This window comes from Aquaticitalea lipolytica (assembly GCF_014641635.1).
GTDB lineage: Bacteria > Bacteroidota > Bacteroidia > Flavobacteriales > Flavobacteriaceae > Aquaticitalea > Aquaticitalea lipolytica.
In genome coordinates, this window is sequence record NZ_BMIC01000001.1 from 995,359 (window position 1) to 1,019,502 (window position 24,144).

At 29.4% G+C, this 24,144-nt stretch carries 24 protein-coding genes; 4 read left to right on the forward strand and 20 right to left on the reverse strand.

What is annotated here, in order from left to right; all coding sequences use genetic code 11:
- Positions 1-3 precede the first annotated feature (3 nt).
- From IEW41_RS04660 to IEW41_RS04675, 4 genes are all read left to right on the forward strand, one after another.
- Positions 4-1,605, forward strand: coding sequence for a 4Fe-4S binding protein (locus IEW41_RS04660; RefSeq protein ID WP_188605162.1), 1,602 nt, complete (start codon positions 4-6; stop codon positions 1,603-1,605).
- Positions 1,606-1,648: 43 nt separating this feature from the next.
- Positions 1,649-2,341: a glycosyltransferase family 2 protein gene (locus IEW41_RS04665; protein ID WP_188605163.1), complete on the forward strand. Its 693-nt coding sequence runs from the start codon at positions 1,649-1,651 to the stop codon at positions 2,339-2,341.
- Complete coding sequence (locus IEW41_RS04670) at positions 2,338-3,828, forward strand: cellulose synthase family protein (RefSeq protein ID WP_188605164.1); 1,491 nt, start codon at positions 2,338-2,340, stop codon at positions 3,826-3,828. The genes IEW41_RS04665 and IEW41_RS04670 overlap by 4 nt, the downstream gene beginning before the upstream one ends.
- A 256-nt stretch (positions 3,829-4,084) precedes the next feature.
- The gene (locus IEW41_RS04675; RefSeq protein ID WP_229660165.1) at positions 4,085-5,431 is read left to right on the forward strand and encodes an MptA/MptB family glycosyltransferase; all 1,347 of its coding nucleotides are present in this window, start codon (positions 4,085-4,087) and stop codon (positions 5,429-5,431) included.
- On the opposite strand, the gene IEW41_RS04680 is transcribed toward IEW41_RS04675, so the two are convergent.
- The 20 genes from IEW41_RS04680 to mvaD form a co-directional block, all read right to left on the reverse strand.
- Positions 5,428-6,699 (reverse strand): cation:proton antiporter domain-containing protein, encoded by a 1,272-nt coding sequence (locus IEW41_RS04680; RefSeq protein WP_188605166.1) that lies wholly within the window; start codon positions 6,697-6,699, stop codon positions 5,428-5,430. The two genes, IEW41_RS04675 and IEW41_RS04680, sit on opposite strands and share 4 nt — an antisense overlap.
- Positions 6,700-6,704: 5 nt before the next feature.
- Entirely contained in the window at positions 6,705-7,403 is a 699-nt protein-coding gene (locus tag IEW41_RS04685) for a hypothetical protein (protein ID WP_188605167.1), read from the reverse strand.
- Between the two features lie 10 nt (positions 7,404-7,413).
- The gene (locus tag IEW41_RS04690) at positions 7,414-9,780 is read right to left on the reverse strand and encodes a hypothetical protein (RefSeq protein ID WP_188605168.1); all 2,367 of its coding nucleotides are present in this window, start codon (positions 9,778-9,780) and stop codon (positions 7,414-7,416) included.
- 2 nt (positions 9,781-9,782) lie between these two features.
- Positions 9,783-11,975 (reverse strand): amino acid permease, encoded by a 2,193-nt coding sequence (locus IEW41_RS04695; RefSeq protein ID WP_188605169.1) that lies wholly within the window; start codon positions 11,973-11,975, stop codon positions 9,783-9,785.
- Positions 11,976-11,991: 16 nt separating this feature from the next.
- A complete protein-coding gene (locus IEW41_RS04700; RefSeq protein ID WP_188605170.1) occupies positions 11,992-12,189 on the reverse strand; it encodes a lipopolysaccharide assembly protein LapA domain-containing protein in 198 nt (65 codons plus the stop codon).
- Between the two features lie 5 nt (positions 12,190-12,194).
- Positions 12,195-12,638, reverse strand: a complete 444-nt coding sequence (locus IEW41_RS04705; protein WP_188605171.1) for a hypothetical protein — start codon at positions 12,636-12,638, stop codon at positions 12,195-12,197.
- Positions 12,639-12,650: 12 nt separating this feature from the next.
- Positions 12,651-12,887: a hypothetical protein gene (locus IEW41_RS04710; protein WP_188605172.1), complete on the reverse strand. Its 237-nt coding sequence runs from the start codon at positions 12,885-12,887 to the stop codon at positions 12,651-12,653.
- A gap of 23 nt (positions 12,888-12,910) precedes the next feature.
- Entirely contained in the window at positions 12,911-13,732 is an 822-nt protein-coding gene (locus IEW41_RS04715) for a head GIN domain-containing protein (RefSeq protein ID WP_188605173.1), read from the reverse strand.
- A 175-nt stretch (positions 13,733-13,907) separates the two neighbouring features.
- Positions 13,908-14,735, reverse strand: coding sequence for a mechanosensitive ion channel family protein (locus IEW41_RS04720; protein ID WP_188605174.1), 828 nt, complete (start codon positions 14,733-14,735; stop codon positions 13,908-13,910).
- 5 nt (positions 14,736-14,740) lie between these two features.
- Entirely contained in the window at positions 14,741-14,941 is a 201-nt protein-coding gene (locus IEW41_RS04725; protein WP_188605175.1) for a hypothetical protein, read from the reverse strand.
- The gene (locus IEW41_RS04730; protein WP_188605176.1) at positions 14,934-15,512 is read right to left on the reverse strand and encodes an RNA polymerase sigma factor; all 579 of its coding nucleotides are present in this window, start codon (positions 15,510-15,512) and stop codon (positions 14,934-14,936) included. Before IEW41_RS04730 ends, IEW41_RS04725 begins: the two co-directional genes overlap by 8 nt.
- Positions 15,513-15,721: 209 nt before the next feature.
- Positions 15,722-16,135: a VOC family protein gene (locus tag IEW41_RS04735; protein ID WP_188605177.1), complete on the reverse strand. Its 414-nt coding sequence runs from the start codon at positions 16,133-16,135 to the stop codon at positions 15,722-15,724.
- Positions 16,136-16,288: 153 nt separating this feature from the next.
- Complete coding sequence (locus IEW41_RS04740; protein WP_188605178.1) at positions 16,289-16,627, reverse strand: hypothetical protein; 339 nt, start codon at positions 16,625-16,627, stop codon at positions 16,289-16,291.
- A 2-nt stretch (positions 16,628-16,629) separates the two neighbouring features.
- Entirely contained in the window at positions 16,630-17,607 is a 978-nt protein-coding gene (locus IEW41_RS04745) for a deoxyhypusine synthase family protein (RefSeq protein ID WP_188605595.1), read from the reverse strand.
- A complete protein-coding gene (gene speB, locus IEW41_RS04750) occupies positions 17,594-18,535 on the reverse strand; it encodes an agmatinase (protein ID WP_188605179.1) in 942 nt (313 codons plus the stop codon). The genes IEW41_RS04745 and speB overlap by 14 nt, the downstream gene beginning before the upstream one ends.
- Positions 18,528-19,925, reverse strand: coding sequence for an arginine decarboxylase (locus IEW41_RS04755; protein WP_188605180.1), 1,398 nt, complete (start codon positions 19,923-19,925; stop codon positions 18,528-18,530). Before IEW41_RS04755 ends, speB begins: the two co-directional genes overlap by 8 nt.
- Before the next feature lie 309 nt (positions 19,926-20,234).
- Positions 20,235-21,107, reverse strand: a complete 873-nt coding sequence (locus IEW41_RS04760; RefSeq protein WP_188605181.1) for a pseudouridine synthase — start codon at positions 21,105-21,107, stop codon at positions 20,235-20,237.
- A gap of 51 nt (positions 21,108-21,158) precedes the next feature.
- Positions 21,159-22,061: a geranylgeranylglycerol-phosphate geranylgeranyltransferase gene (locus IEW41_RS04765; protein ID WP_188605182.1), complete on the reverse strand. Its 903-nt coding sequence runs from the start codon at positions 22,059-22,061 to the stop codon at positions 21,159-21,161.
- 10 nt (positions 22,062-22,071) lie between these two features.
- A complete protein-coding gene (locus IEW41_RS04770) occupies positions 22,072-23,001 on the reverse strand; it encodes a mevalonate kinase family protein (protein WP_188605183.1) in 930 nt (309 codons plus the stop codon).
- A 33-nt stretch (positions 23,002-23,034) separates the two neighbouring features.
- The gene (gene mvaD / locus IEW41_RS04775) at positions 23,035-24,141 is read right to left on the reverse strand and encodes a diphosphomevalonate decarboxylase (protein ID WP_188605184.1); all 1,107 of its coding nucleotides are present in this window, start codon (positions 24,139-24,141) and stop codon (positions 23,035-23,037) included.
- Positions 24,142-24,144: the final 3 nt, after the last annotated feature.

The following is a 24,144-nucleotide window of genomic DNA, read 5'->3' on the forward strand; positions in this document are numbered from 1 at the left end:
GCCATGAGTAATAAATTAAATTATAGTATGTCTCTTGCAAAGCCAGATGCTCAAAACTTATCCATGATTCAAAAAATAGCTGTATTTCTTGGTATAGCTGGTTTATTCATTATGATTTTAGCATTGCTAAACGTTGATTTTCCAAACAAAGCAATCTTCTTGACCTTATCGCTAGGATTAATTATTATTGGTACAGTTATTTTTTCACGAGATGCATATCTCAAAAAAACTGAAGGCATCAAAAATGATGGCGTTTGGTTTAAATCCATTTCATCAAAAGGCATTTTGGCTTGGGCAACAGGAATTATATTAACAGGTTTTTATATCGTTCTTTATTTTTATGCTGAATTATTAGGTCAAGGTTCAAATGGTGAAGCAAATACAGGAGTTATTAGTTTGTTTGATCCGTTAAGTCAATTGTTAAGCGGTCGACCAGCTAGTCAATGGTTTGTTTATGGAACTTTATACACTGTTGCCATTTTAGCTTTTGGATATAAATTTATGCTTAAATATCGTCACAATCGATATGAGCAATTACGTACAGCTTCAGTTATGTTTTTTCAATTGGGTTTTGCCTTTTTGATTCCAGAGTTTATGGCTCGTTTAAACGAAAGTCCACAATACAATTTACCTTACTACGATTTAAAAAGTATGTGGCCTTTAAATTATTATTTATTTGATAGTTGGTCAATTAACGGATTTTTATCTTCTGGAAATTTAGGTTTGTTAATGTTGCTATTTGGTGTGATTTCCATTTTTGTTATTTCACCAATATTAACTTACAAATATGGGAAACGTTGGTATTGCTCTTGGGTTTGTGGTTGTGGAGCATTAGCCGAAACAGCAGGAGACTCATTCAGACAATTAAGTAGTAAAAAATTATCTGCATGGAAGTTAGAACGTTGGCTAATACATACTGTTTTAGTATTCTCGGTTATAATGACTATCGCAATTATTTATTCGTATTTAGGAAGCGACCCTAACAAGTATTGGTTAACTAGACCAGTTTTTTTAATTAGTATAGGAGTGTTTTTAACATTGGTTTTTGCTTTAATAATGATTTTTAAAAGAAATGAATTAGGCAAAGACGCACGTTATGGAGCCATTGGCTTTTTTGTTGTTATTACTGCTTTATTTGCAATGCATTTTACTGGAACAACTGATGAAATTTTCTTAATAAAATCTTCAAACTTACGTTCAGCCTATGGCTTATATATTGGCTCAATCTTTTCTGGTGTTATAGGTACTGGTTTTTATCCAATTTTCGGGAATAGAGTTTGGTGTCGTTTTGGCTGCCCAATGGCAGCAGTTTTAGGAATGCAACAACGCCTTTTTTCTAAATTTAGAATTACAACTAATGGAGGTCAGTGTATTTCATGTGGTAATTGCTCAACCTATTGCGAAATGGGAATCGACGTTAGAGCCTATGCTCAAAAAGGTGAGAACATTGTACGTAGCAGTTGTGTTGGCTGCGGAATTTGTAGTGCTGTATGTCCAAGAGGTGTTTTAAAATTAGAAAATGATAGTATGAAAGGTCGTATTAATCCAAATGAAATTTTATTAGGTAATGATGTTGATTTAATGGATCTAGTGAATCAGAAATAATATCTAAAACAATTGTATTTTTGCACTTTCTTTAAATCACTAAATGACCAACATTAAAGTAATTATTCCTGCCTATAACGAGGAAGATTCAATTGCGCTCGTTATTAAGGATATTCCGAATATAGTTAGCGAAATTATTGTTATTGACAATAACTCAACCGACGCTACACCAATAAACGCAAAAATTGCTGGAGCGACTGTATTATCTGAAACCAGAAAAGGTTACGGTTATGCATGTTTAAAAGGCATGGAGTATGTTGCTAATCAATCTACAAAGCCAGATATTATTGTTTTTTTAGATGGCGATTTTAGTGATTATCCTGAAGAACTAACAAAAATTGTTGCTCCAATTATTGATAATAATATCGATTTTGTTGTTGGATCTAGAGTTAAAGAACTTCGAGAAAAAAATTCGATGACACCACAGCAAGTTTTTGGAAATTGGCTGGCGACAACTTTAATGAAGGTATTTTTTGGAGCAAAATTCACAGATTTAGGCCCTTTTAGAGCTATTAAATACCAAAAACTATTAGACTTAAATATGCAAGATAAAACTTATGGCTGGACCATAGAGATGCAGTTAAAGTCTATAAAGCAAAAATTAACGTATATTGAAGTGCCTGTTAACTATAAAAAAAGAATTGGTGTCTCAAAAGTTTCAGGTACGATAAAAGGTACTATCTTTGCAGGCATAAAAATCCTAGGTTGGATATTTAAATACAGTTTTAAAAAATGATTTTAGAATACATAATTATTGCTATTTACTCAACAGCACTTGTGCTTATTTTCATGTATGCTTTAGCACAATTAAACTTATTGTTTAGTTATATAGCTGCACAAAAAATTGAAGATACAGACGATAAATTTGATCTCACAAATCCAGATGAAATTCCGTTTGTAACTATTCAACTTCCTGTGTTTAATGAAATGTATGTTATGGAACGATTGTTAGATAACATAGCATTAATCGATTATCCAAAAGATAAACTAGAAATACAAGTTCTAGATGATTCTACTGATGAGACTGTAAAAAGCACATATGAACATGTTCAAAAAATAAAAGCTACAGGATTAGATATCGTACACATTACTCGTACTGATAGAAGTGGTTTTAAAGCTGGTGCTTTAAAAGAAGGTTTAGAAATTGCTAAAGGCGAATTTATTGCCATTTTTGATGCTGATTTTTTACCTAATCCAAACTGGTTAAAACGCACAATCCCTTATTTTAAGGATAAAAAAATTGGTGTTGTACAAACACGTTGGGGACATTTAAACAGAAATTACTCAATACTTACAAAAATTCAAGCATTTGCATTAGATGCACATTTTACTTTAGAGCAAGTTGGCAGAAACAGTAAAGGTCATTTTATAAACTTTAATGGAACTGCAGGTATATGGCGTAAAACATGTATTATCGATGCAGGAAACTGGGAAGGTGATACTCTAACAGAAGATCTAGATTTAAGCTATAGAGCTCAACTAAAAAACTGGAAGTTTAAATTTCTTGAAAATGTTGAAACTCCAGCTGAATTACCAGTAGTTATTAGCGCAGCTCGCTCACAACAATTCCGTTGGAATAAAGGTGGCGCAGAGAATTTTAGAAAAATGATGTGGAGAGTTTTAAAATCTAAAAACATCTCTTTTAAAACTAAAGTTCATGGTGTTTTACATTTACTAAATAGCACAATGTTCCTTAATGTATTTTTAGTAGCAGTATTAAGTGTACCTATGCTATATATTAAAAATGAGTATGCTCACTTAAGATATTACTTCTATTTTATGAGCTTTTTCGTGATTAGTTCTGTTATCTTTTTTGTGTGTTATTGGTTTATGTACAAAAACATTTATGGCGATGGCTTTAAACGCTTTTTTGGATATATAGGTATGTTTTTTACATTCTTTACAATAGCTATGGGCTTTTCATTACATAATTCAATAGCAGTTATAGAAGGACATATTGGTAAACGCAGTGAGTTTGTTCGTACTCCAAAATTTAATATAAGCACTTTAAAAGACTCTTGGAAAGGCAATAAATATATTAATAAGAAAATCTCTTTTAACGTTATTATTGAAGGCTTGTTAGTATTATACTTTGCTTTTGGTATGTATAGCGCATTTATTGTAGGAGACCAAGGTGGAGATTTCGGATTGTTCCCTTTTCACTTAATGTTATTTTTAGGTTTTGGTTTTGTGTTTGTTAAATCATTAACCTCTAAAGTTTAATTTTTATAGCGTTTCTCACAACTAGGTTGTGAGTCGCGTTTTACATTATATCTAATAAAAAAAGCTGCAATTTTTTGCAGCTTTTTTATTAGGATGCCATTGCAACCGCTAACGCATATTTTGCTTATATAATGTAAATTTCGTTTTATAATAACGACAAAAAACAAATTAAAAATCTTCTTAACTTGAAGCCGAAATACTAAATCTGCAAATGTTTAATTCAACATTTTTAAAACTAAATAAAACACCTCTTTTAATGGCACTTACTAGTGTCTTGTTTTATGCATCATTTGCCTACGATTTAGTAAGAACAGACTACACAAAGCTATTTACACTATATATCGCATTGTTCTTTTTGTTTTACAAACTCATTCAAGTAAATAAAGACAATTTTAAGTTTCTAGTAGTATTAGCCATTATTTTTAGAGTTGTTTTTTTATTTGCAATACCAAACCTATCTCAAGATTTTTACCGCTTTATTTGGGATGGACGGATGATTATACAAGGTTTTAATCCTTATCTATACACACCAGAATCTTTTATCAATATTAATATTTTCCCTATAGCACAAGCCCAAGAGTTATATAATGGTATGGGAGAACTAAACGGAAGTCATTTTACCAACTATCCTCCAATAAAGCAACTTGTGTTTATGATTGCCGCATTACTATCAGGAAAAAGCATTATTGGGTCTGCAATAGTCTTTAGGATTTTTATACTAGCAGCAGATATTGGCACATTATATTTTGGAAAAAAACTTTTAGAAAGACTTAATCTTCCTACTCATAATATATTTTGGTATTTGCTTAATCCATTAATTATTATTGAACTTTCAGGAAACCTACATTTTGAAGGCATTATGATATTCTTTTTAGTGTGGAGTTTATATTTATTGCATTCAGGTAAATGGAAATGGGCAGCTATTGTTTTTGCTTTATCTATTTCAGTAAAATTGATTCCGCTTTTATTTTTGCCTTTGTTTTTTAAGTATTTTATACAACATCGTTTTACAAAGAGTGATGTTGCAACATCAAAACCCCTTCGCAATGACATTATAAATTTAACTGGGTTTTACGCAATTGTAGTTTTAACAACACTGCTTTTGTTTACACCCTTTTTCTCATCAGAATTTATTAATAATTATACTAAAACTGTAGCGCTTTGGTTTAGTGATTTTGAGTTTAATGCTAGTATATATTACATTGCAAGAAGTATTGGTTATGCAATTACTGGTTATAATGAAATAGCAATCATTGGAAAATTTATTCCGCTAATTACGATTATTTCTGTTTTAGGATTTACTTTTTTAAGAAAAAATAACGGTGTTCAGAAGCTTATAATTTCTATGCTTTTTGTGACTACAGTTTATTATTTTACATCAACAACAATTCATCCTTGGTATATAACAATACTTGTATTTCTATCAGTATTTACCAATTATAAATTTCCAATAGTTTGGTCGCTAATGTTAGTCATAAGTTATTTTGCCTATGCTAATAATTATAATGAAAACCTCTGGCTTATCACCATAGAATATGCTGTTGTCTTTTCGGTATTTATTTACGAAGTGTTTATAGTGCCTAGAAAGCAAAAAATAGCCTAGTTTTCGGTTACATCATCAATTGTAGGAGCTTTCCATTTTGTTGTACCAACTTTTACTTGATTTGCAGTTTTAATTGCTGAGCCAGCTCGTTTCTTATCATAAATCATAGCTCCAGTCATAATTAAACTAGTTCCAATAATTACAAATAATAATATACCTGGCTCAAACGTAGCAATTTGTGCTTCAACAGGAATAGCATAAAATAATAATACTGTAATTAATCCTCTTGGCGCAATAAACAACTGTGGTAATATATCAGTACCAATAAAGATTCGTAATAGCACAAAACGAATAGCATAAATTGATGCAATAATCATCAAACTAATCATAGCTACATCAAAATTAAATAAAGAAGCAACGACTATAGTTAATCCGAAAATAACGAAGAAAAGTGTACGAACAACAAAAGCTGTTTCTAATGTAATAATATGTAGTTCGTGATAAATTTGATGTGCTTTTTGATAATCTAAAAATTTTGATAGTTTACCTGAAAAGAACAATTTCATATTAGCAATAACTAACCCAAAAATTAAAATAATAATCAATGAAGAAAGGTGCATTTTTTTACCTAAAGCATATAAAAGCAGTAATACAGCTATGAGTAAGAATAATTTTGCTTGACTTTTTATTTTCTGAAATATCATTATTATAGCATAACTAGCTACAAGTGATATTAAAATTGTAACTATTAAATTGCCTGCAAAACCAACCGCTCCAGTGTCTTCTGCTGGATTTAATTTGCCAACTAAAAAGTAAAACATCATAATTCCAATAATATCAGAAAAGGTACTTTCATAAATATGAAATTCCTTTTTATCTTCTCTTAAACCAGTAACACTTGGTATTATAATAGCACTTGATAAAATAGATAATGGTGTTGCATATAACCAAGCAGAATGCATAGTCATTTCTGGAATAAATTGATACAATATTAATGCTGCTGCCCAAGCTGATCCTACTAACCCAACTATTGCAATAAGCATTGATTTTAGTATAGGCATTAGCTTTTCTCTTTTGAGTTCTAACTCTAATGCAGCCTCAAGCACAATCATAATAAGTCCTACAATACCAATAATTTCTAACATTGGTAAAAAATTAGGAAGATCCTCTGTAAAATACCCTAAACCATATTGTAATACAACGCCTAATATTATTAACATTAAAACCGCTGGAATATTTGTTTTTTTAGATACACCATTAAACAAGAAAGATAAAATGATGATTAGCGAAACGCCTATAATGACATTATAAGATGAGAAAATTTCCATTTGTTTTATTGTTTAGTAAGACTTGACTTGATATTAAATTGATTTAAATAATCTATTACAGATTCTATTTTTGCACCATTTTCGAGTGTTAATTGTATTTGCTGAACCTTCTCTCCTGGAATATTCCAAACAGAAGGATTTTGGTTGAAATCGATTAATGGACTCTCAAAAAGTAAATCCATTACCTCATCAGTTTTTTCGGGTTCTAATAAATACAAAGTTTTGCGCATAGAACCATCAACTTTTTGATTAACACAAAACCCTTGTTTATCAATTGTTGAGTAATTAATAAAACGCTCTCCTTGTTCTACTTTAATTATAAGTCCAAAAGGCAGTAGCTTTTCTATTTCGCCTTGATATTCTCCTGTTACCAAATTAACTCCAGGATCAATTAATGGGTTAATTTTAAATAAAATTCCGCTGCAGTAGTTTTTAATATGCTGAAATAAAATTATGCCTGCAGCTAATATTAAAACACCATGAACTTTATAATTTATAATAACAAAAGCTGCAACAATTGTTAACAAGGCTAATGGCTTATATAACTCGAAAATAATTTCTATCCACTTTTTAAACTTGCGTTTATAACTATTTCTTCTAAAAAGTTTGAATGCTATTTTTGATAAGATTTTTAATCCAAAAAATAGAAGTATTAATCCTAAAACCAATTTAAAAAAGTCGAGCCATGTGATTTGTAATTCCATAGTTTATAAATTAGTTACGTTGGTTTATAAATTGGTTAACATCACTTAAAACAACAGGATTAATATATAAATGCCCTAAATTGTTTCTTAATAATACTTTTGTATTAATAAGTCTTTTTAAAGCTGATTTGAAATCTGATTCAAACCTTGACACCAATATGCGTTTTAATTCTAATTCTGTTACTTTCTTAAAAATAGACGATTGCTTTAAAATGATTAATTCTTGTTGAGTAAAAAAATCAGGAAAATCGTAATCTACCTCTTTAAATAAAACTTTTTCGTTCTCTTGAACAAAAGTATAGTATGTCCAAGCTTGAAACACATCACCTAGATTGTTGTTATACTTATGACTCAACTTTGTAATTGCTTTTTGAATCATTTTTGCGCTCATAGGTTCTAAATTTTCAGAAACTAAATCTCTATGAGCAGCACCATGACGAATCATTAAGGCTTCAATAATTTCGTCTCTGTCTGTTTTACTAACATTTATTGATGTACTAAATACGTTAGAAAAATTTAATCTTGCGTCTAAATGATTTACCATTGCTTTAGTTGTAGATACCATTACAAATGCCACGTCAGACTCTGTTTCAATAAAATTAATAAGCGCTCTAATATTAGATAACAAACTATAATCTTTATCTCTCCAAAGCTCTAAATCATCAATTAAAATTACTGGCTTTGTGCTGCCATTGTTATTGTTTTTAATATACTGTAGCGCTTCTTTTAAATTATTAGTGGTTGTAAATTTTCGTCCATCAATAGTTGCAACACTATTAGGTTGAAGAACAACTATGTTATTCCCAAAATATTTTTTTGAAGTATAATCTAAAAATGTTGAACGACCACTTAATCGTTCTCCAAATACTAAGGCTGATTTATTAAAGCCAGAATGCCATTGATTTAAGGTTTTACTTAAAGTCTCTTCTTGAGTTTTTCTTGGAATTAAAAACAAATCACCTATAAATTTTTTATTTAAAAACAACGAGTCATAATGCTCATCATCTTGCTTAAACATTCGATGGTTTAAACAATGTGTTGCTGATTCTATACTAGAATGTGCATTGTAATGTGTAGTTTTCTTTATTTGTGTATCAAAAAAGGAAAGCCCTTTTTGTATTGGTGATTTTATACTGTTTAAAAAGGTATTACTATTTAAATTAAGTGATGAGTTAAACGGAACTTCTAAAAACACCTTACCTTTTATAAGATTTGCTATTTGTAATTGAGCCTCTACTTTTTTATTAACTCTTGCAGTAATAACTTCTCCTTTGCTTTTTAAATCGGATAAATTATCCTTTAAATTATTTAAGTTAGGTGTATTCCTATTTGTGTTTTCTTCATCAGAGCTTTTGGCAAGTTGTATATTGTTTTTAAGGTTTGTTAAATTAATGCTATTAATACTTTTTAAACTATTTTCAATAGTAATTAAATCCATTACATCTGGTAAAATCTGATAATCAAACCATTTTTGAACAGCTTTATTTAAATCAATTTCTCTATTAATTAACATTCCTTGCTCAGATGAAATAGGAATTTTTACCTTTTTCAACTTATCTATTTGTGAATTTAGATCTTCTGTTAAAGTCGATAAATTATTACCTAAAGTTAAATCGTGCACTAACTGTTCATCAATAAAAAATTTCAGCTCTTTTTGAGCATCTTTATTATTAATGTTTTTTTCAATATGACTAATACTAGCTTCTAGTTGTTTGATTAAAACAGTATGCTTATCAGAAATAGAAGTGCATGCTTTTTTTAAATCATTAAAAGTTTTTAAAACATCTTCAGATATATCTTTTGCTTGTTCAATATCTTTAAACTGACTTAATAAAGCAGTAAACTGGTTATTATATACACTCCAAGGGTTTTGATGTAATGAAAGCTTTTTTGATAATTTATTTGATGCTTTTAAATTTTTGGATAAAGCATTCTTTTTTGCAAATATCTTATTTAGAACATCATCAAGTTGCGATTCTAAAATAGCTTTACTCTTCTCAAAATGTTTATTAGATAATGTTTTAATTTCTTTTTGTTCTTTTTCTAGAACTTTTACTTTATTAAGTTCTAAAAAAACATCTCTGTGTAATATGATTGTGGTTTTAAAATCTTCTGGAACACTGTAGTTTACAATATAGGTTTCAATAACATCGACTTCAGTTTCGTTATTATGCGAAGCATCTTCAACATAATTTCCCATATTAATATATAAGCTTACTAGATCTGTAAAATTAGAAACTATTAATTTTTTTAAACTTTCAATAGTATCAATGTCGTTTAATTTATCCTTGTAAACAGCTAGTTGACTTTCAAATTCATTAAAAGTCACTTTGTTAAAAGTTGGTTTAATTTCAGTTTTAGTGCTACTTATATTCATACTTATACCAAGGCATTTTCATTTAAACTATCTAAACAGAAGATAGCCGAAGTTCGAGTAAAATTAACAATTTCAATCATTTCTTTTATATTATTTTCTTTTAAAATAGGAATAATATTTATGTCTGAATTATTAGACTTTAAAAGTGATGCTTCAGATTGAATGTCATACGATTCAATTATTGAATTTACAGGGAAACGCACTAAATCATTCAATAAACTAATATCTTCTTCATTCTGCATACCTAATGAGTCTAATGCTACTTTTACATTAATATTTCCTTTCCAGTTTTTTTGAAGCATTAAAGCTGTAAGAATAGAAATATCATTATTTCCAATATCAAAATTGGTTTTCCAACCCGATGGAAATTCTTTAAGCCAAAGCGTAATATCTCTTTCTAATGAAAGTCCAACATTTTCAAATGGTACATATAACAAAACACTATATTTATTAAGTTTAGCGACATCAATTAATTTTTGGTATGACTCATGCAACTCTTCATTACCATTAACCGTTAAAAACAAAGTGTTTGGTTTAAAAAAGGCAGCATTAAGTGATTGCATACTAATTTTTAAACTTTCTGCTAAATCATTTCCGCTAATGTATGTATAGCTTGTTGCAATATTTTTACTTTTTAGTCTAGCGCTTACTTCTGGTAAAAAGACGTTTAATTTATCATCTACATCTTTGTCAAAGCTTTTTACAGCTAAAAATTTAACCGAACCTTTAGGCGCTACAGTACTTTCAATTAGTTTAAATGCGCTTCTTATATCTTTTGGAGCTGTAACAGGAATTAATAAATCTGGTCTCCATGAGCGAACTTCTCTATTTGGGCTTAATTCGTTAGTTTTTTTAGTAGACCATTCAGCTAAAGCTGTAAACAAACCACTACGTGAATCTCCAGCATCAGATTTTAATTTCTTTTTTACTAGATAGTAATAAAACACAATTATTAATACAATTGATGCCATTGCTACAATTGCATTAATAATAAACATAACCGTTAACGAACCAAAAGCGCCTATTATTGGTATTATTATAGGTATTTTTAAAGTTGGTCTAAAACTTGGTAATGCCAATGATTGTTCTATTAATGCTACTACATTTACCATTGCATAAGTAATCATGAAAAACATTGTAATTAATGGAGCAATGGTATTTAAATCTCTTAGCGATAAACCTAGCAAAACAATAAATGAAGTAATAATCATTGCATTAATTGGCTCACCTTTTTTATTAGTTTTAGCTAAAAAAGGGCTTTTTGGTAGTATTCTTTTTTCTCCTAGAGCCAATAATATTCTTGGAGCACCAACAAATGATCCTAATGCAGAAGATAATGTTGCTCCTAATAATCCAGCTAGAACAATTGGCGCATAATATGCTTTATCAATAAATACGTTATAATTTTCTAATAATTCTGTTGGCGTAGCTAATAATGCAGCAACAAATACTAAAGCCATATATACTAATGTTGTTATAATAACTGCACTAATAGTACCAACTGGAATATTTTTTCGAGGATTTTTTAAATCTCCAGACATGTTAGCTCCAGCCATGACACCAGTAACTGCTGGAAAAAATACTGCAAAGACGACCCAAAAAGATGTTCCGCTAAAATTATTTTCTACAGATCCTTTATAATCCCCAAACCAAACAAAATCGTAATTAAGCTCATTAACAAACAATCCACCTACAATTGAAGCAATTGACAAAATTATGATAGCCATAATTACGTATTGTATCTTAAACGCAAAACTAGTACTGATAAATGCTATTAACATAACCAATGCAAATACCATTAAGTCTAAAACAAGAGGAGCGTATTCTGGTAGTAATGATTGTAATCCTTCTCTAAAACCAAATACATACATTGCTACAGCAATTGCTTGAGAAAAGAAAAAAGGAATTCCTATAGCTCCACCAATTTCTAACCCTAATGATTGGGATATTAAACTAAAAGCTCCACCAGATCCAATACGAATATTAGTAGTAATACTTGATAAAGAAAGTGCTGTTGATAGTGTAATAGCAACAGCTATGATAATAATTGCGAGAGCGCCTAAAATACCTGCATTACCAACAACCCAAGGGTGTCTTATATACATAATTACACCTAAAATGGTTAAAAATGTTGGCGTAAAAACCCCAGCCATTGTACCAAACTTTTTTACTGTTTTAGTTGGTTCTGCTTTCATTTTTATGAGCTTTAGATTATTGCTTTCTTTTGTGCCTAAAGGCTAATAACATTCCTGAGGCTAATCCTATTAAAAAACAGCCTAGAATAACTAACACTCTAGACATAGATAACTTATAAGTTAGAAATTTTATAGTTACAACTTCTGTGTTCTGAATTGTAAAAATGACAACTAATAATATTAGTATTATGGCAATAATAGATTTTGTGTTCATAATTTTTAAAATTCGAGGTTGGCACTATATGGTTTAGACCATTTTCCTATTGTCGTTACAGCTGGTACAAGTACTGCGAATGTTTCAAGTTTTTTTGTGTAATGCGAACTGCCTGTATAAAGCAAACCAAGTTTTAGCTTTATATCACTAATTATCTCTTCTGATTTTGAAGATGCATTAACTTTAACTTTTAGTTCGCCTAAAAAATCATCTTTTCTGTCTTCTGTTAATGAATATATTGCACTTTCATCCCAATTCGATACTAATACAGGAATATCAATTTTGCCATGAACTTCATATACGTATAGATACAGCATATATTCCATCTGAAGCTTTAAATCAATATCATGAAACTCTACAGTTGTTTTTACAGTAATATCATTAATATTATCACCTACAATTATAGTTTCAGGCACATTAATTAACTCAACAGATGAAATCTTTGCCATATTTAAGTTTTATTATTTTAGAGCGTTTACTTTATCTTCGTAAGCGTGCCATACTTCAGTAATAAACTCATGATCGTTAGAAAAGTCGTTATTTAATTTGTCTAAGGCTTTTTCTAAATCTTTATCTGGATGATTAAATAAATCTACTTGAAGATGTCCTACTTTTTCAACTAAGCTCTCACATGAATTTTTAATATCTTCTATTTTTCTTAAAAATTCTTCTTTTAATTCTAAATTTGATTTTTCCATTGTAGTTATATTATTTTGATTTGTTATTTCTTTATTATTTGTGATTTATCGTTTAATCCTTCTACTTTAATATGAGGTGTGCCATATACGTAAATAAAGCTTTTACCTTTAGCATAAATATTAAGTTCTTTACTTACATAAACATAAATATCTGATGTATTAGAGGCGTTTAAGTTGGCATTGGTAACTTTTAAATCTTTTGCTTTAATATCTGTCGACCCAGTTGTTATAAGGCTTAAATATTCTGCATTTCCTTCAATTTTCATATCAGCTCGTTTGTTTACTGTAAGCGCTAAATTATCAACCGATAATTTACCTTTTAAATATGCATTATCGTTTAAGACCATTGTAGCCTCGTCACTTCTCATTTGTAATTTTCCTTTAGTATTTCCGTTAAGATTCATAGTTAATTGTTTAGAATTTACATCTAAATCAAAATCACTTCCATCGTAACCATCTAAAATAAAATTGTTTAAATTGAACTTGTTTAAACCTTCAATTTTGGCATCATTTCGAAGTGTTATTTTATCTAAGTTTTGAAATGTAACAGATATTTCTAATTTTTTACTAGAAGTAATTTTATGTGTAGTATGTATTTTTAAAACACTATCTACCACTTCTACTTTTAAAATTTCTACAAGGTTAGAGTCTGTTTTTAATCGGTATCCATCTGCAGTTGTTTGCATTAAAGACACCTCTAAACCATCACCTATTTCAATTTGATTAAAACCTTGAAGATTCTCAAAAACTTCTACAACATCTTTATTCCCTTTTACTTTAAGCTTTTTTTGAGCTACAAGGTTTAAAGAAAATAAGACTGTTATTGCTATAAATATTGATTTCATAATTTATATATTTTGTGTTATTTGAATTAAAAAGAAGCGGCTACCAATTATGGAGGTACAGAATTAAGATAACCGCTCTTTAATTTCAGTAGAAACTTTCGTCAACATAAATCAACCAACTTTGACATGTTATAAAACTTATAAAAAGCTGACTATTATTTCTACTGATTTGCTATTAATCTTCTATTTCTACTTTTTTATCAACTAGTTCTTTAATAGGTATTACCACTTTACCTTTAACAGTTTTTAATGTGACACAAATGTTGTCTATAGATTCAATTTGCCCTTTAATATCATCAACTTTAATATGCTGGCCTATTTCGAAATTTCTTTTAGAATAAAATGAGAATAATAGACTTTGAATAACATCTTTAGATCCAAATCCGAAAGCAATAGCAAAGGCTAATAAAAAAGATCCTAGAACTAGAGTAAGATTGTTTGTTATTATTGTTGTATCTATACCAGCTTGATTTAATGCTGTTATTGTAATAATAATTGCTATTAAATAATATATTAGGTGACTTATGGCTTTAGCACCAACAAGATCAAATGAAGAGAAAAATCCTGCAATAGCTTTTTTTATAAAATTTGCTATATAAAGACCAACCATAAATAATGCAATTGCACTAAATAGTTTTGGAATATAACGTAATAAATTCCCTATCTCTTCTGATACAATTTTCCAGTTTAATATTTCAAAAGAAACAGTTAAAAAGACTAGAAACATTATAAACTTAATAAAGCCCAATATAACGTTGGAAATTTTAAAGTTAACTTGTACTTTTCCAAAAACTTCAGACTCTTTTAGCTTGTCTGTTAGATTATCAACTTTTGCTAATTTAAATACTCTTTTTAAGATGTAAATTGTAATTTTAGTGATAATCCAACCTAAAAGCAATACAAGTATTGCTCCTATTAAATTTGGTAATACTTCAGCCATTTTAGTACCCATATCTCTGAATGTATTATAAATAATATCTTTCCACTGATTTACTGTTTCCATAATATTTAGTCTTTATTATTTGAATTGTTTTTTTTATTTTTTTTTAAAATCCCAGAAAATACCGATGCATAATTAAACGTAAATAAAGAAGATACTTCTTGAATTAATTTAATACTTTCAACACCATCCATTACTTTTTTCTTGAGATGTATTGGAGCTTCAACTGGTGGATTTCCTATTTTTTTAAATGGATTTTCTTTACTCATCTGTTTTTATATTATTATAAGATTCTATAAGCCTAGATTTAGCTCTTTTTAATCTCATTTTTACTGCACTTTCACTAAGTGTTAACAATACACTTAAATCTTTAATTGATAAATCATCTTGATATTTTAATAATAAAATCACTTTGTCCTCAGGGTTAATAAGTTCTAATGATTTTTGTAACTTATCTACTTGCATCTGAAATAAACTATAATCATCTACATCAATCAATAATTCATTAGAATCATTTAACTCTACTGATGCTTTTTCTATCTTTTTATTCTTATCTCTATTTACATAGTTTACACAAAAATTATAAGTCAGTACATATAACCATTGCCTAAAACTTACCTTTTTTGTAAACGTATTTAATTTTGTATAGGCATGTATAAAAACATCTTGTGTTAAGTCTTCAGCCTCTTGTGATGATTTTGAAAAGCCTAGACACTTATTATATACATTAGTTATATATCTGTCATATAGTTCTCCAAAAGCTGTTGAGTTTTTTGAAGTAAGTATGATATCAACAATTTCTATGTCGCTAAGAATCTTGATATCTGCTATTGTTTTCAATTTTTAAAGTTGGTTTATACTTATTAAACACAGAATAATTTAAAAAGTCACATTATTTTTTAAATTATTATTAATATAATGAATAAAAAAATAAGTATTAAGCAGATTTAATAATATTATACTACTGTTTATCAGAGGGTTAATAAATCAAAAAAAGCTACCGAAAATCGATAGCTTTTATAAATAATTATTACTCCTGTTCTTTAATCTTATGATTTAAAAACTTCTTTTTGATTTGTAAAACATTTAAACTCTACTGTAAAATCGTTTGGGTCTTTAATAAAAAAAGATTGATGCTCTCCCACTTTGTTTTCTAAAAATTTAACTTGAGAAGTAATTTCAATTTTTTTAGATTTTAAAAGGTTTAAAACCTTATCCCAATCAGGTTTATCTAAAATAATTCCGAAGTGAAAAGAAGGCAAAATATCTCCATTAAAAGAATAACTTTTGCACTCAAATTTAAAAGGACCACACTCTGTAAATGTTATTTGGTTGTTATACAAATTAACATCTGCCCATTTTACAGAAGAACGTCCAATTTGAGCACCTAATACTTCGGAATAAAAAGCTCTTGTCTTATTAATATTAACACAAGGTAATGCTAAATGAAATTGAGTAGCCATAAGTTTTTAATTTACCTAAAGTTAAAACTTTTTTTTTCTCATTGTTATATTTTATTCAACTTTTTTTTAAAGATTATATTTTGGTTTAAAGCCTATTAAACTAAAAAAGCCAACTTAAATAAGTTGGCTTTTTATAATTGTTATTAATTGATTTTAGTCAATATCTTCATCAATTTCTACATCTGCATCTTCGTCTGATATTTCTGGATCTTGAACTGCTTCTGGATCGTCACTATCATAATCTTCATAGTCATCTTCGTCATAGTTTTCCATAGTAACTTGTAGTTTAGTACTCACTTTCACTAAATACTTTGTATCGTCTGTTGTTACTTCAACAGCTTCAACTATTTCGTTATTAGCATTTTTAAAGGTGATGATATTTTCATCATCATAACCGTCAGGATACTTTTCCACTAATAAAGCTAAAATTTCTGGCGTTAATTTTTTAAAATCAACGATAACGCGTTTAAGATTATCTCTTTTGTTACTCATAATTACATGTCTAATAGGTAGGCAAATATAAGTGGTGCAACAATAGTAGCATCACTTTCTATTATAAATTTTGGTGTGTCTATATCTAATTTTCCCCAAGTTATTTTCTCATTAGGAACTGCTCCTGAATACGAACCATAACTTGTTGTTGAATCGCTAATTTGGCAGAAATAACTCCAAAATGGTGTATCTTCTCTCTCCATATCTTGATATAACATTGGTACTACGCAGATTGGAAAATCTCCTGCAATACCTCCTCCAATTTGAAAGAAACCTATTCCGTTTTTAGAATTATCTGTGTACCAATCTGCTAAGAATGTCATGTATTCTATACCAGATTTCATTGTACTAGCCTTTAACTCTCCTTTAAGAACGTAGCTTGCAAAGATATTACCCATTGTACTATCTTCCCATCCAGGTACAATAATAGGTAAATTTTTCTCTGCTGCTGCATACATCCAAGAATTTTTAATGTCAATTTCGTAGTGCTCTTCAAGAACACCGCTTAACAACATTTTGTACATAAATTCGTGTGGAAAATAACGCTCACCTTTATCTTCAGCATCTTTCCATATCTTAAAAATATGTTTTTGTAAACGTCTAAACGCTTCTTCTTCTGGTATACAAGTATCTGTAACTCTGTTTAATCCCTTCTCTAACAAATCCCACTCATCTTGTGGTGTTAAATCGCGATAGTTAGGTACACGTTTGTAATGTGAATGTGCAACTAAATTCATTATATCTTCTTCAAGATTTGCTCCTGTACAAGAGATAATTTGAACTTTGTCTTGGCGGATAATTTCACCAAAAATTTTACCAATTTCGGCAGTACTCATTGCACCTGCTAAAGACACCAACATTTTTGAGCCTTTTGCTAATTGCGCTTCATAGCCTTTTGCTGCATCAACTAGTGCAGCAGCATTGAAATGCAAATAGTATTTTTCAATAAAGTTTGATATGTGTCCTTTAGTTTTCGTCATCATCCTCGAATTTAGAAAATTTGTTTATAGATGAGCCTGATTCTTTAAAGTTACTTTCATAACCATCTTCTACATTATCATCTAAAAATTTATAGCTTAACATTTTATAGTATAATTTTGCCGCAAGAAAATCTGATGATCTCTCTTTTGAGTCTGGGCACAACTCAACAATATCAAAACCTACTACATTTTTTTCTTCAAAAACTTTTCTTAAAAAATCTAGCGTTTCGTACCATAACAAACCACCTGGTTCTGGTGTTCCTGTTGATGGCATTATTGAAGGGTCGAATGCATCTAAATCTATAGTAATAAATACATTATCTGTCATTTGATCAATTGCACTATCCATCCAAAACTCATCAGTTACCATTTCGTGGGCAAAGTATGTTTTTTCTTTGTCCATTACAGTAGTTTCCATAACGTCCATACTACGAATACCTACTTGTATTAGATTTGTCGTTTGACTTGCTTCATATAAAGCACATGCATGATTACATTTACTTCCTTGATACTCTTTACGCAAATCGGCGTGAGCATCTAATTGAAGTACTGTAAGGTTGTCAAAACACTCATTAAACGCTCTAATTGTACCTATAGAAATTGAATGTTCACCACCAAAAGCAGTTACAAACTTGTTTCTTTTAATGTACTTTTTTACAGTTTGATGAACTTCATCGACCATTTTTTCTGGTGATGAATTTTCTGTTACTGCATCAGCAAGATAAACGCCTTGTTTGTAAACCTCAGTTTCAGTTTCGATATCGTAAAGTTCCATGTTTTCAGAAGCATTTAAAAATGCATCTGGTCCTTTGTCTGCGCCTTTTTGCCAAGTACTTGTACCATCATAAGGCACAGGTATTAATACAATTTTAGCGGTTTCTAATTTGGAATATTCTTCTTCTATTCCTGCATACGTTTTATTACTCATTGTAACCTAAAATTTTAAGTAAGTCTTCACTTTTTTGTTGTTCACTAAATAATTCGGTCGTTAATTTACCGTTTTCGTCTTTGTCAATTAAAATATGTTTTGGCGAAGGTATTAAACAATGCTGTAATCCACCAAATCCGCCAATTGTTTCTTGATATGCTCCTGTATTAAAAAAGCCAAGATACAAAGGTTTTTCTTTATTATACTTTGGAAGGTAAATAGCATTCATATGCTGCTCACTGTTATAATAGTCATCACTATCGCATGTTAAACCTCCAAGTAAAACTCTTTCATATGAATCGTTCCATCTATTTATTGGCAACATGATAAATCGTTTATTAATTGCCCATGTGTCTGGCAATGTAGTAATAAATGATGAGTTTATCATATTCCACTTTTCTCTGTCGTTTTGTTGCTTTTGGTATAGCACTTCATAAATTGCACCTCCACTTTCTCCTACTGTAAAGCTACCAAATTCTGTAAATATGTTTGGAACTGGTACTTCTTCTTGCTCACAGAATAATTTAATCTGGTTTACAATTTCATCTACCATATACTCATAATCATACTCAAATGCTAATGAGTTTTTTATAGGAAATCCTCCTCCAATATTTAAACTATCTAATGATGGACAAATTTGTTTTAAGCTTGTGTAAACTTTTAAACATTTAGATAGCTCATTCCAATAGTAAGCATTATCTCTAATACCTGTATTGATGAAAAAGTGAAGCATTTTTAGCTTTACTTTTTTATTGTCTTTAACTTGATTTCTGTAAAAAGGTAAAATGTTTTTATAGCCAATTCCTAATCTAGAAGTATAAAACTCAAACTTCGGCTCTTCCTCAGAAGCTATTCTTATTCCTATATTAAATTTACCGTTAATTTCTTGCGATAGTAAATCTATCTCTTCATAATTATCAATTATAGGAATACAGTTTTTATGTCCATTATTGATTAATCGAGCAATATTGGTAACATATTGTTCTCTTTTAAAGCCATTACTAATTACATATGTTTTATCTGTAATTTTTCCTTCAGCTTTCATTTTTTCAACAATATCAATATCAAAAGCAGAAGATGTTTCAATATGAATATCATTTTTTAAAGCTTCATTTAATACGTGTTTAAAGTGAGAACTTTTTGTACAATAGCAGTAACTGTACTTGCCTTTGTATTTGTGCTTTTTTATTGCCTTGGCAAACCAGCCTTTGGCTCTGTTTATATTATTTGATATTTGTGGTAAATACGTAAACTTTAAAGGTGTCCCATAATCTTCAACCAATTTCATTAAATCAATATCATGAAATTGCAAGTTTTTGTCTTCGAGTTTAAATTCGTCTTGTGGAAAGTAAAAGCTTTGATTGATGAGATCAATGTATTTTGTATTCATTATTTAGTATTAAGGTTTAAAATTCTGAAAAAAAAATTAATTAACGGAATAAATAATGAAAAAATCATACTCTGATTTGTTGATAAGCAGGAATAGACACTATTATTAAGTGCTCGCTTTCAGATAAATCTAATTTAGAAGTTAGCTTTAAAACTTTGTTACTTATCTTATAAGTGGCTTTCAAATTTGACTTCAAAACTTTTAAAAGCCTAAACATAAAAACTTTTGTCAATTGTTTAATTAAATGAGGTACAAAAGAAATATAAAAAAATTAAAAACAAAGATGTTTAAAACTTTTTTTTAGAAATTTTATGATAACATTTTTAAGGTATTCACTTCTTGCTCTGTAAGATGCTTCCAATGACCTCTAGGAATGTCTTTTTTAGTTAATCCAGCTATTGCTACACAGTCTAATTTAACTATCTCATACTTTAAATGATCAAAAATTGAACGAATAATTGTATTACCTGTGTTCTTGATTTTTAATCCTATTTGATTTTTAGATTCTCCTTCGATATAGCTAATCTCTTCTACAGTAATTAATTTACCTTCTATTTTAAGTCCAGCTTGTATTAATTTAATATCTTCTAGTTTTAAGTTTTTATCAAGTTCAACCTGAAACAAACGCGGAACACCATTTTTAGAATTCGTGAATTTTTTTACTAAAACTTCATCGTTTGTAAATAAAATTAATCCTAATGAATTTCTACCTAATCGACCAATTGGCTTAATACGTGCAGATGTAGCGTTAGCTACTAAATCCATTACTGTTCTTCCTTTACCTTCGCTTGTAGTTGTAGCAAATCCTTTAGGTTTATTAAGCAATACGTAAGCATTCTTTTCTGGTTTTATTCGTGCTCCATCAAAACGAACTTCGTCTTCAAGCTTCACTTTATAACCCATTTCGGTTATCACTTTTCCGTTAACAGTTACACTACCTGTTGCTATATGCATATCCGCATCGCGACGAGAACACATTCCTGAATTAGCAATATACTTGTTTAATCGTATCTCATCTGGATTCGATTTTTTAGCAGGTGCTTTTGGAGCAGATGTTTTTGTTGTTGGAGCTTGTTGCTTTTTTAATGGCGAATTACCTCTTGCATAACTTTTAGAACGAGTATTGTTTCCTCCTCGTCCTGAAGCTTTTCCTTTTTTATTATCACCTTGATGTCTAGTCATTGTATTTATTTTGATGCAAAGATACTTTATTATTTATTCTTTCCTTAATAATTAAATTCGATTAAGAACAACACTAATATCTATTAAAGCAATACTAAAAACACCAGCAACTATGATTAGCTTTAAAATATTATGCAAAATAAGATAATGTGTTTTTGTTTTAGATTTCCAAAGTAAAACAACAAACACAGCTAGTAATAAAGTGCTTAAGTAGAAAAAATAATTCATCCTACCGACATCAAAAAAATACAGAAGTAGATAGGTTGGAATTAAAGTGAGTAAAATAAGTGTGGTCAACATTACTTTTGAAACCTTCTCACCATAAACAATTGGAATTGTATGATAATCTTGAGCCAAGTCGCCTTTTATATTTTCTAAATCTTTGGTCAACTCACGCATAGAAATAATTAAAAACAAAAACATAGCATGTACAAAAATTACTGTTTCAAAATTTTTGTAATAGATAAAAATGGCAAAAAACGGTGTAATAGTTAATATTGCTGAAGTTAAATTACCAATAAAAGGAAGCTTTTTAAGCTTATGTGAATAAAACCAAATACCGAATATATATATAGAAAAGAAAATTACTGCTCTAAACGACACATAGCTTGCTAAAACAACAGCAAAAAAGTTAAGCACAAAATAGAAAGATAGCTTGGTATTCTGGCTAACTAGTTTATCTAGTTTTGATTTTTCTGGACGATTAATTAAATCTTTTTCTGAATCGTAAAAATTATTTATGATGTAACCAGCTGCAATTGTTGATGCAGAAGCTAAAACTAACATAAATAAATTGATATCTAATACGACTTCACGCAATGGTTTATCGTGAGCTAAAATATAGATTGAAGCTAAATATTGGGCTATAACTATAACGAGAATATTGTAACCTCTAACAACAGAAAACATGCTAAAAAACTTTAGCAAGAGGTGTTTTTGTTTTCTCGTAAACATAAGTTGAATTTTAGAAGTTGTAAACCACTTCTAATTTATAATTTGCAAGTGATAACTTGGCTTTATCAATATCTTCAGTAAAGCCTAAAATATAGCCTCCTCCACCAGAACCACAAAGTTTTAAGTAATAATCATTAGTATCAATACCTTTTTTCCAAAGCTCATGAAACTCTTGCGGAATCATTGGTTTAAAGTGATTCAATACCACCTTAGATAATTTTTTGGTATTACTAAACAGTGATTTAATATCTCCTTTTAAAAAATCGTCAACACATGCATCGGTGTGTTTGATAAATTGGTTTTTAAGCATTTTTCTGAACCCTTCTTGTTTCATATTTTCCATAAAAATGCTAACCATAGGAGCTGTTTCTCCTATAATGCCACTATCTAATAAAAAGACAGCACCTTTTCCATCGCTTTTTTGTGAAGGAATACCAGTAGCCTCAATATTGTCTTTAGAATTGATAAGAATTGGGATGCTTAAATAACTGTTTAAAGGATCTAAACCAGACGATTTCCCATGAAAGAAAGATTCCATTTCAGAAAAAATTGATTTTAATTTCAATAATTTTTCTCTGGTTAAGTTTTCTAGAACAGTAATTTTATTAAACGCATATTTATCATAAATAGCAGCAACCAATGCACCACTACTTCCAACACCATATCCTTGCGGAATTGAAGAATCAAAATACATTCCTGCATCAACATCTTGCTGTAATTTTTCAAAATCGAAAGCCACCAACTTATTATCAATACCTCGAAGATATGTTACAAATCGTTTTAAACTTTCATTAGATTTTATAGCAATTTCAGATGAGTTATCATTCATCTTTAATGCACCATTATAAAAGTTATAAGGAATTGATAAGCCTTTAGAATCTTTAATGATTCCATATTCTCCAAAGAGTAATATTTTTGAGTAAAAAAGAGGTCCTTTCATGTATTAGAGCAATTTCCTTAACAAATATACGTATTATTCTTTTATTTGGTTTGCACCAAAACCAATTTGATCGCAAATATAATGTCCGTTTTGACAATATGCAACTAACTCACTTTTAATAAATTCCAAAATTTGAGTTGCTTCATTTTTTGGATATAAAACATGAACGTTAGCTCCTGCATCTAAAGTAAAACTAATATGCAAACCTGAATCTTGTCTAAAACGCCAAATTTTATTAATTATTTCAAGCGTATTTGGCTTCATTAAAATAAAATAAGGCATACTTGTCATCATCATGGCATGAAGTGTTAATGCCTCACTCTCTACTAGTTTAACAAAAGCATTTAAATCTCCAGATTCTAATATAGGCTTTAGTTTTTCAAGGTTATTATGTGCTTGTTGAAATCTATTTTGAGCATAAGGATGATTATGCATTAAATTATGCCCAACTGTGCTACTTACTTGTTTTTCACCTTTATCAACTAATAAAATAGTGTCTTGATAGTTCTTAAAATTCTGGTGAACTTTATATGGGTATTTTACACCAAACAAATCTGTGCTTCCTTCAATTGAATCAGTTTTTCCCCAAACAATTAAGTCGCCTTCAATACTTCTGCATGCTGAACCTGAACCTAATCGTGCTAAAAATGATGCTTTTTGATTGAAAAGGTTTTCATTAAAAGAGGTCTCGACTGCGCTTAACCTGACAGACAATTCTTTCTCAATACTCATTAAACATAATGCCAAAGCGCTCATTCCGCTAGCTGACGACGCTATACCAGAACTATGCGGAAAGGTGTTTTTGGTTTCAATTTTAAAATGATAGTCTCTTAAAAAAGGTAAATAAGATTCAATTCGCTCAAAAAACGTTTGAATTTTTGGTTTAAAATCATCTTCTTTATTTCCATCTAAATATACTTCAAAAGAAAAGTCTTTATTGCTTTCTTTCTTTGTAAAAGTTAGTGTAGTTATGGTTTTGCATTCATTAAGCGTAAAGCTTATTGATGGATTTTCAGGAATTTGATGTTTCTTTTTTCCCCAATATTTTACTAATGCAATATTACTTGGCGATTCCCAAGTTACTTTTCCTTTTTCTAAAGTTTTCGAATATGTTTCAGGAATAAAATCTTGTTCTGTCATAGC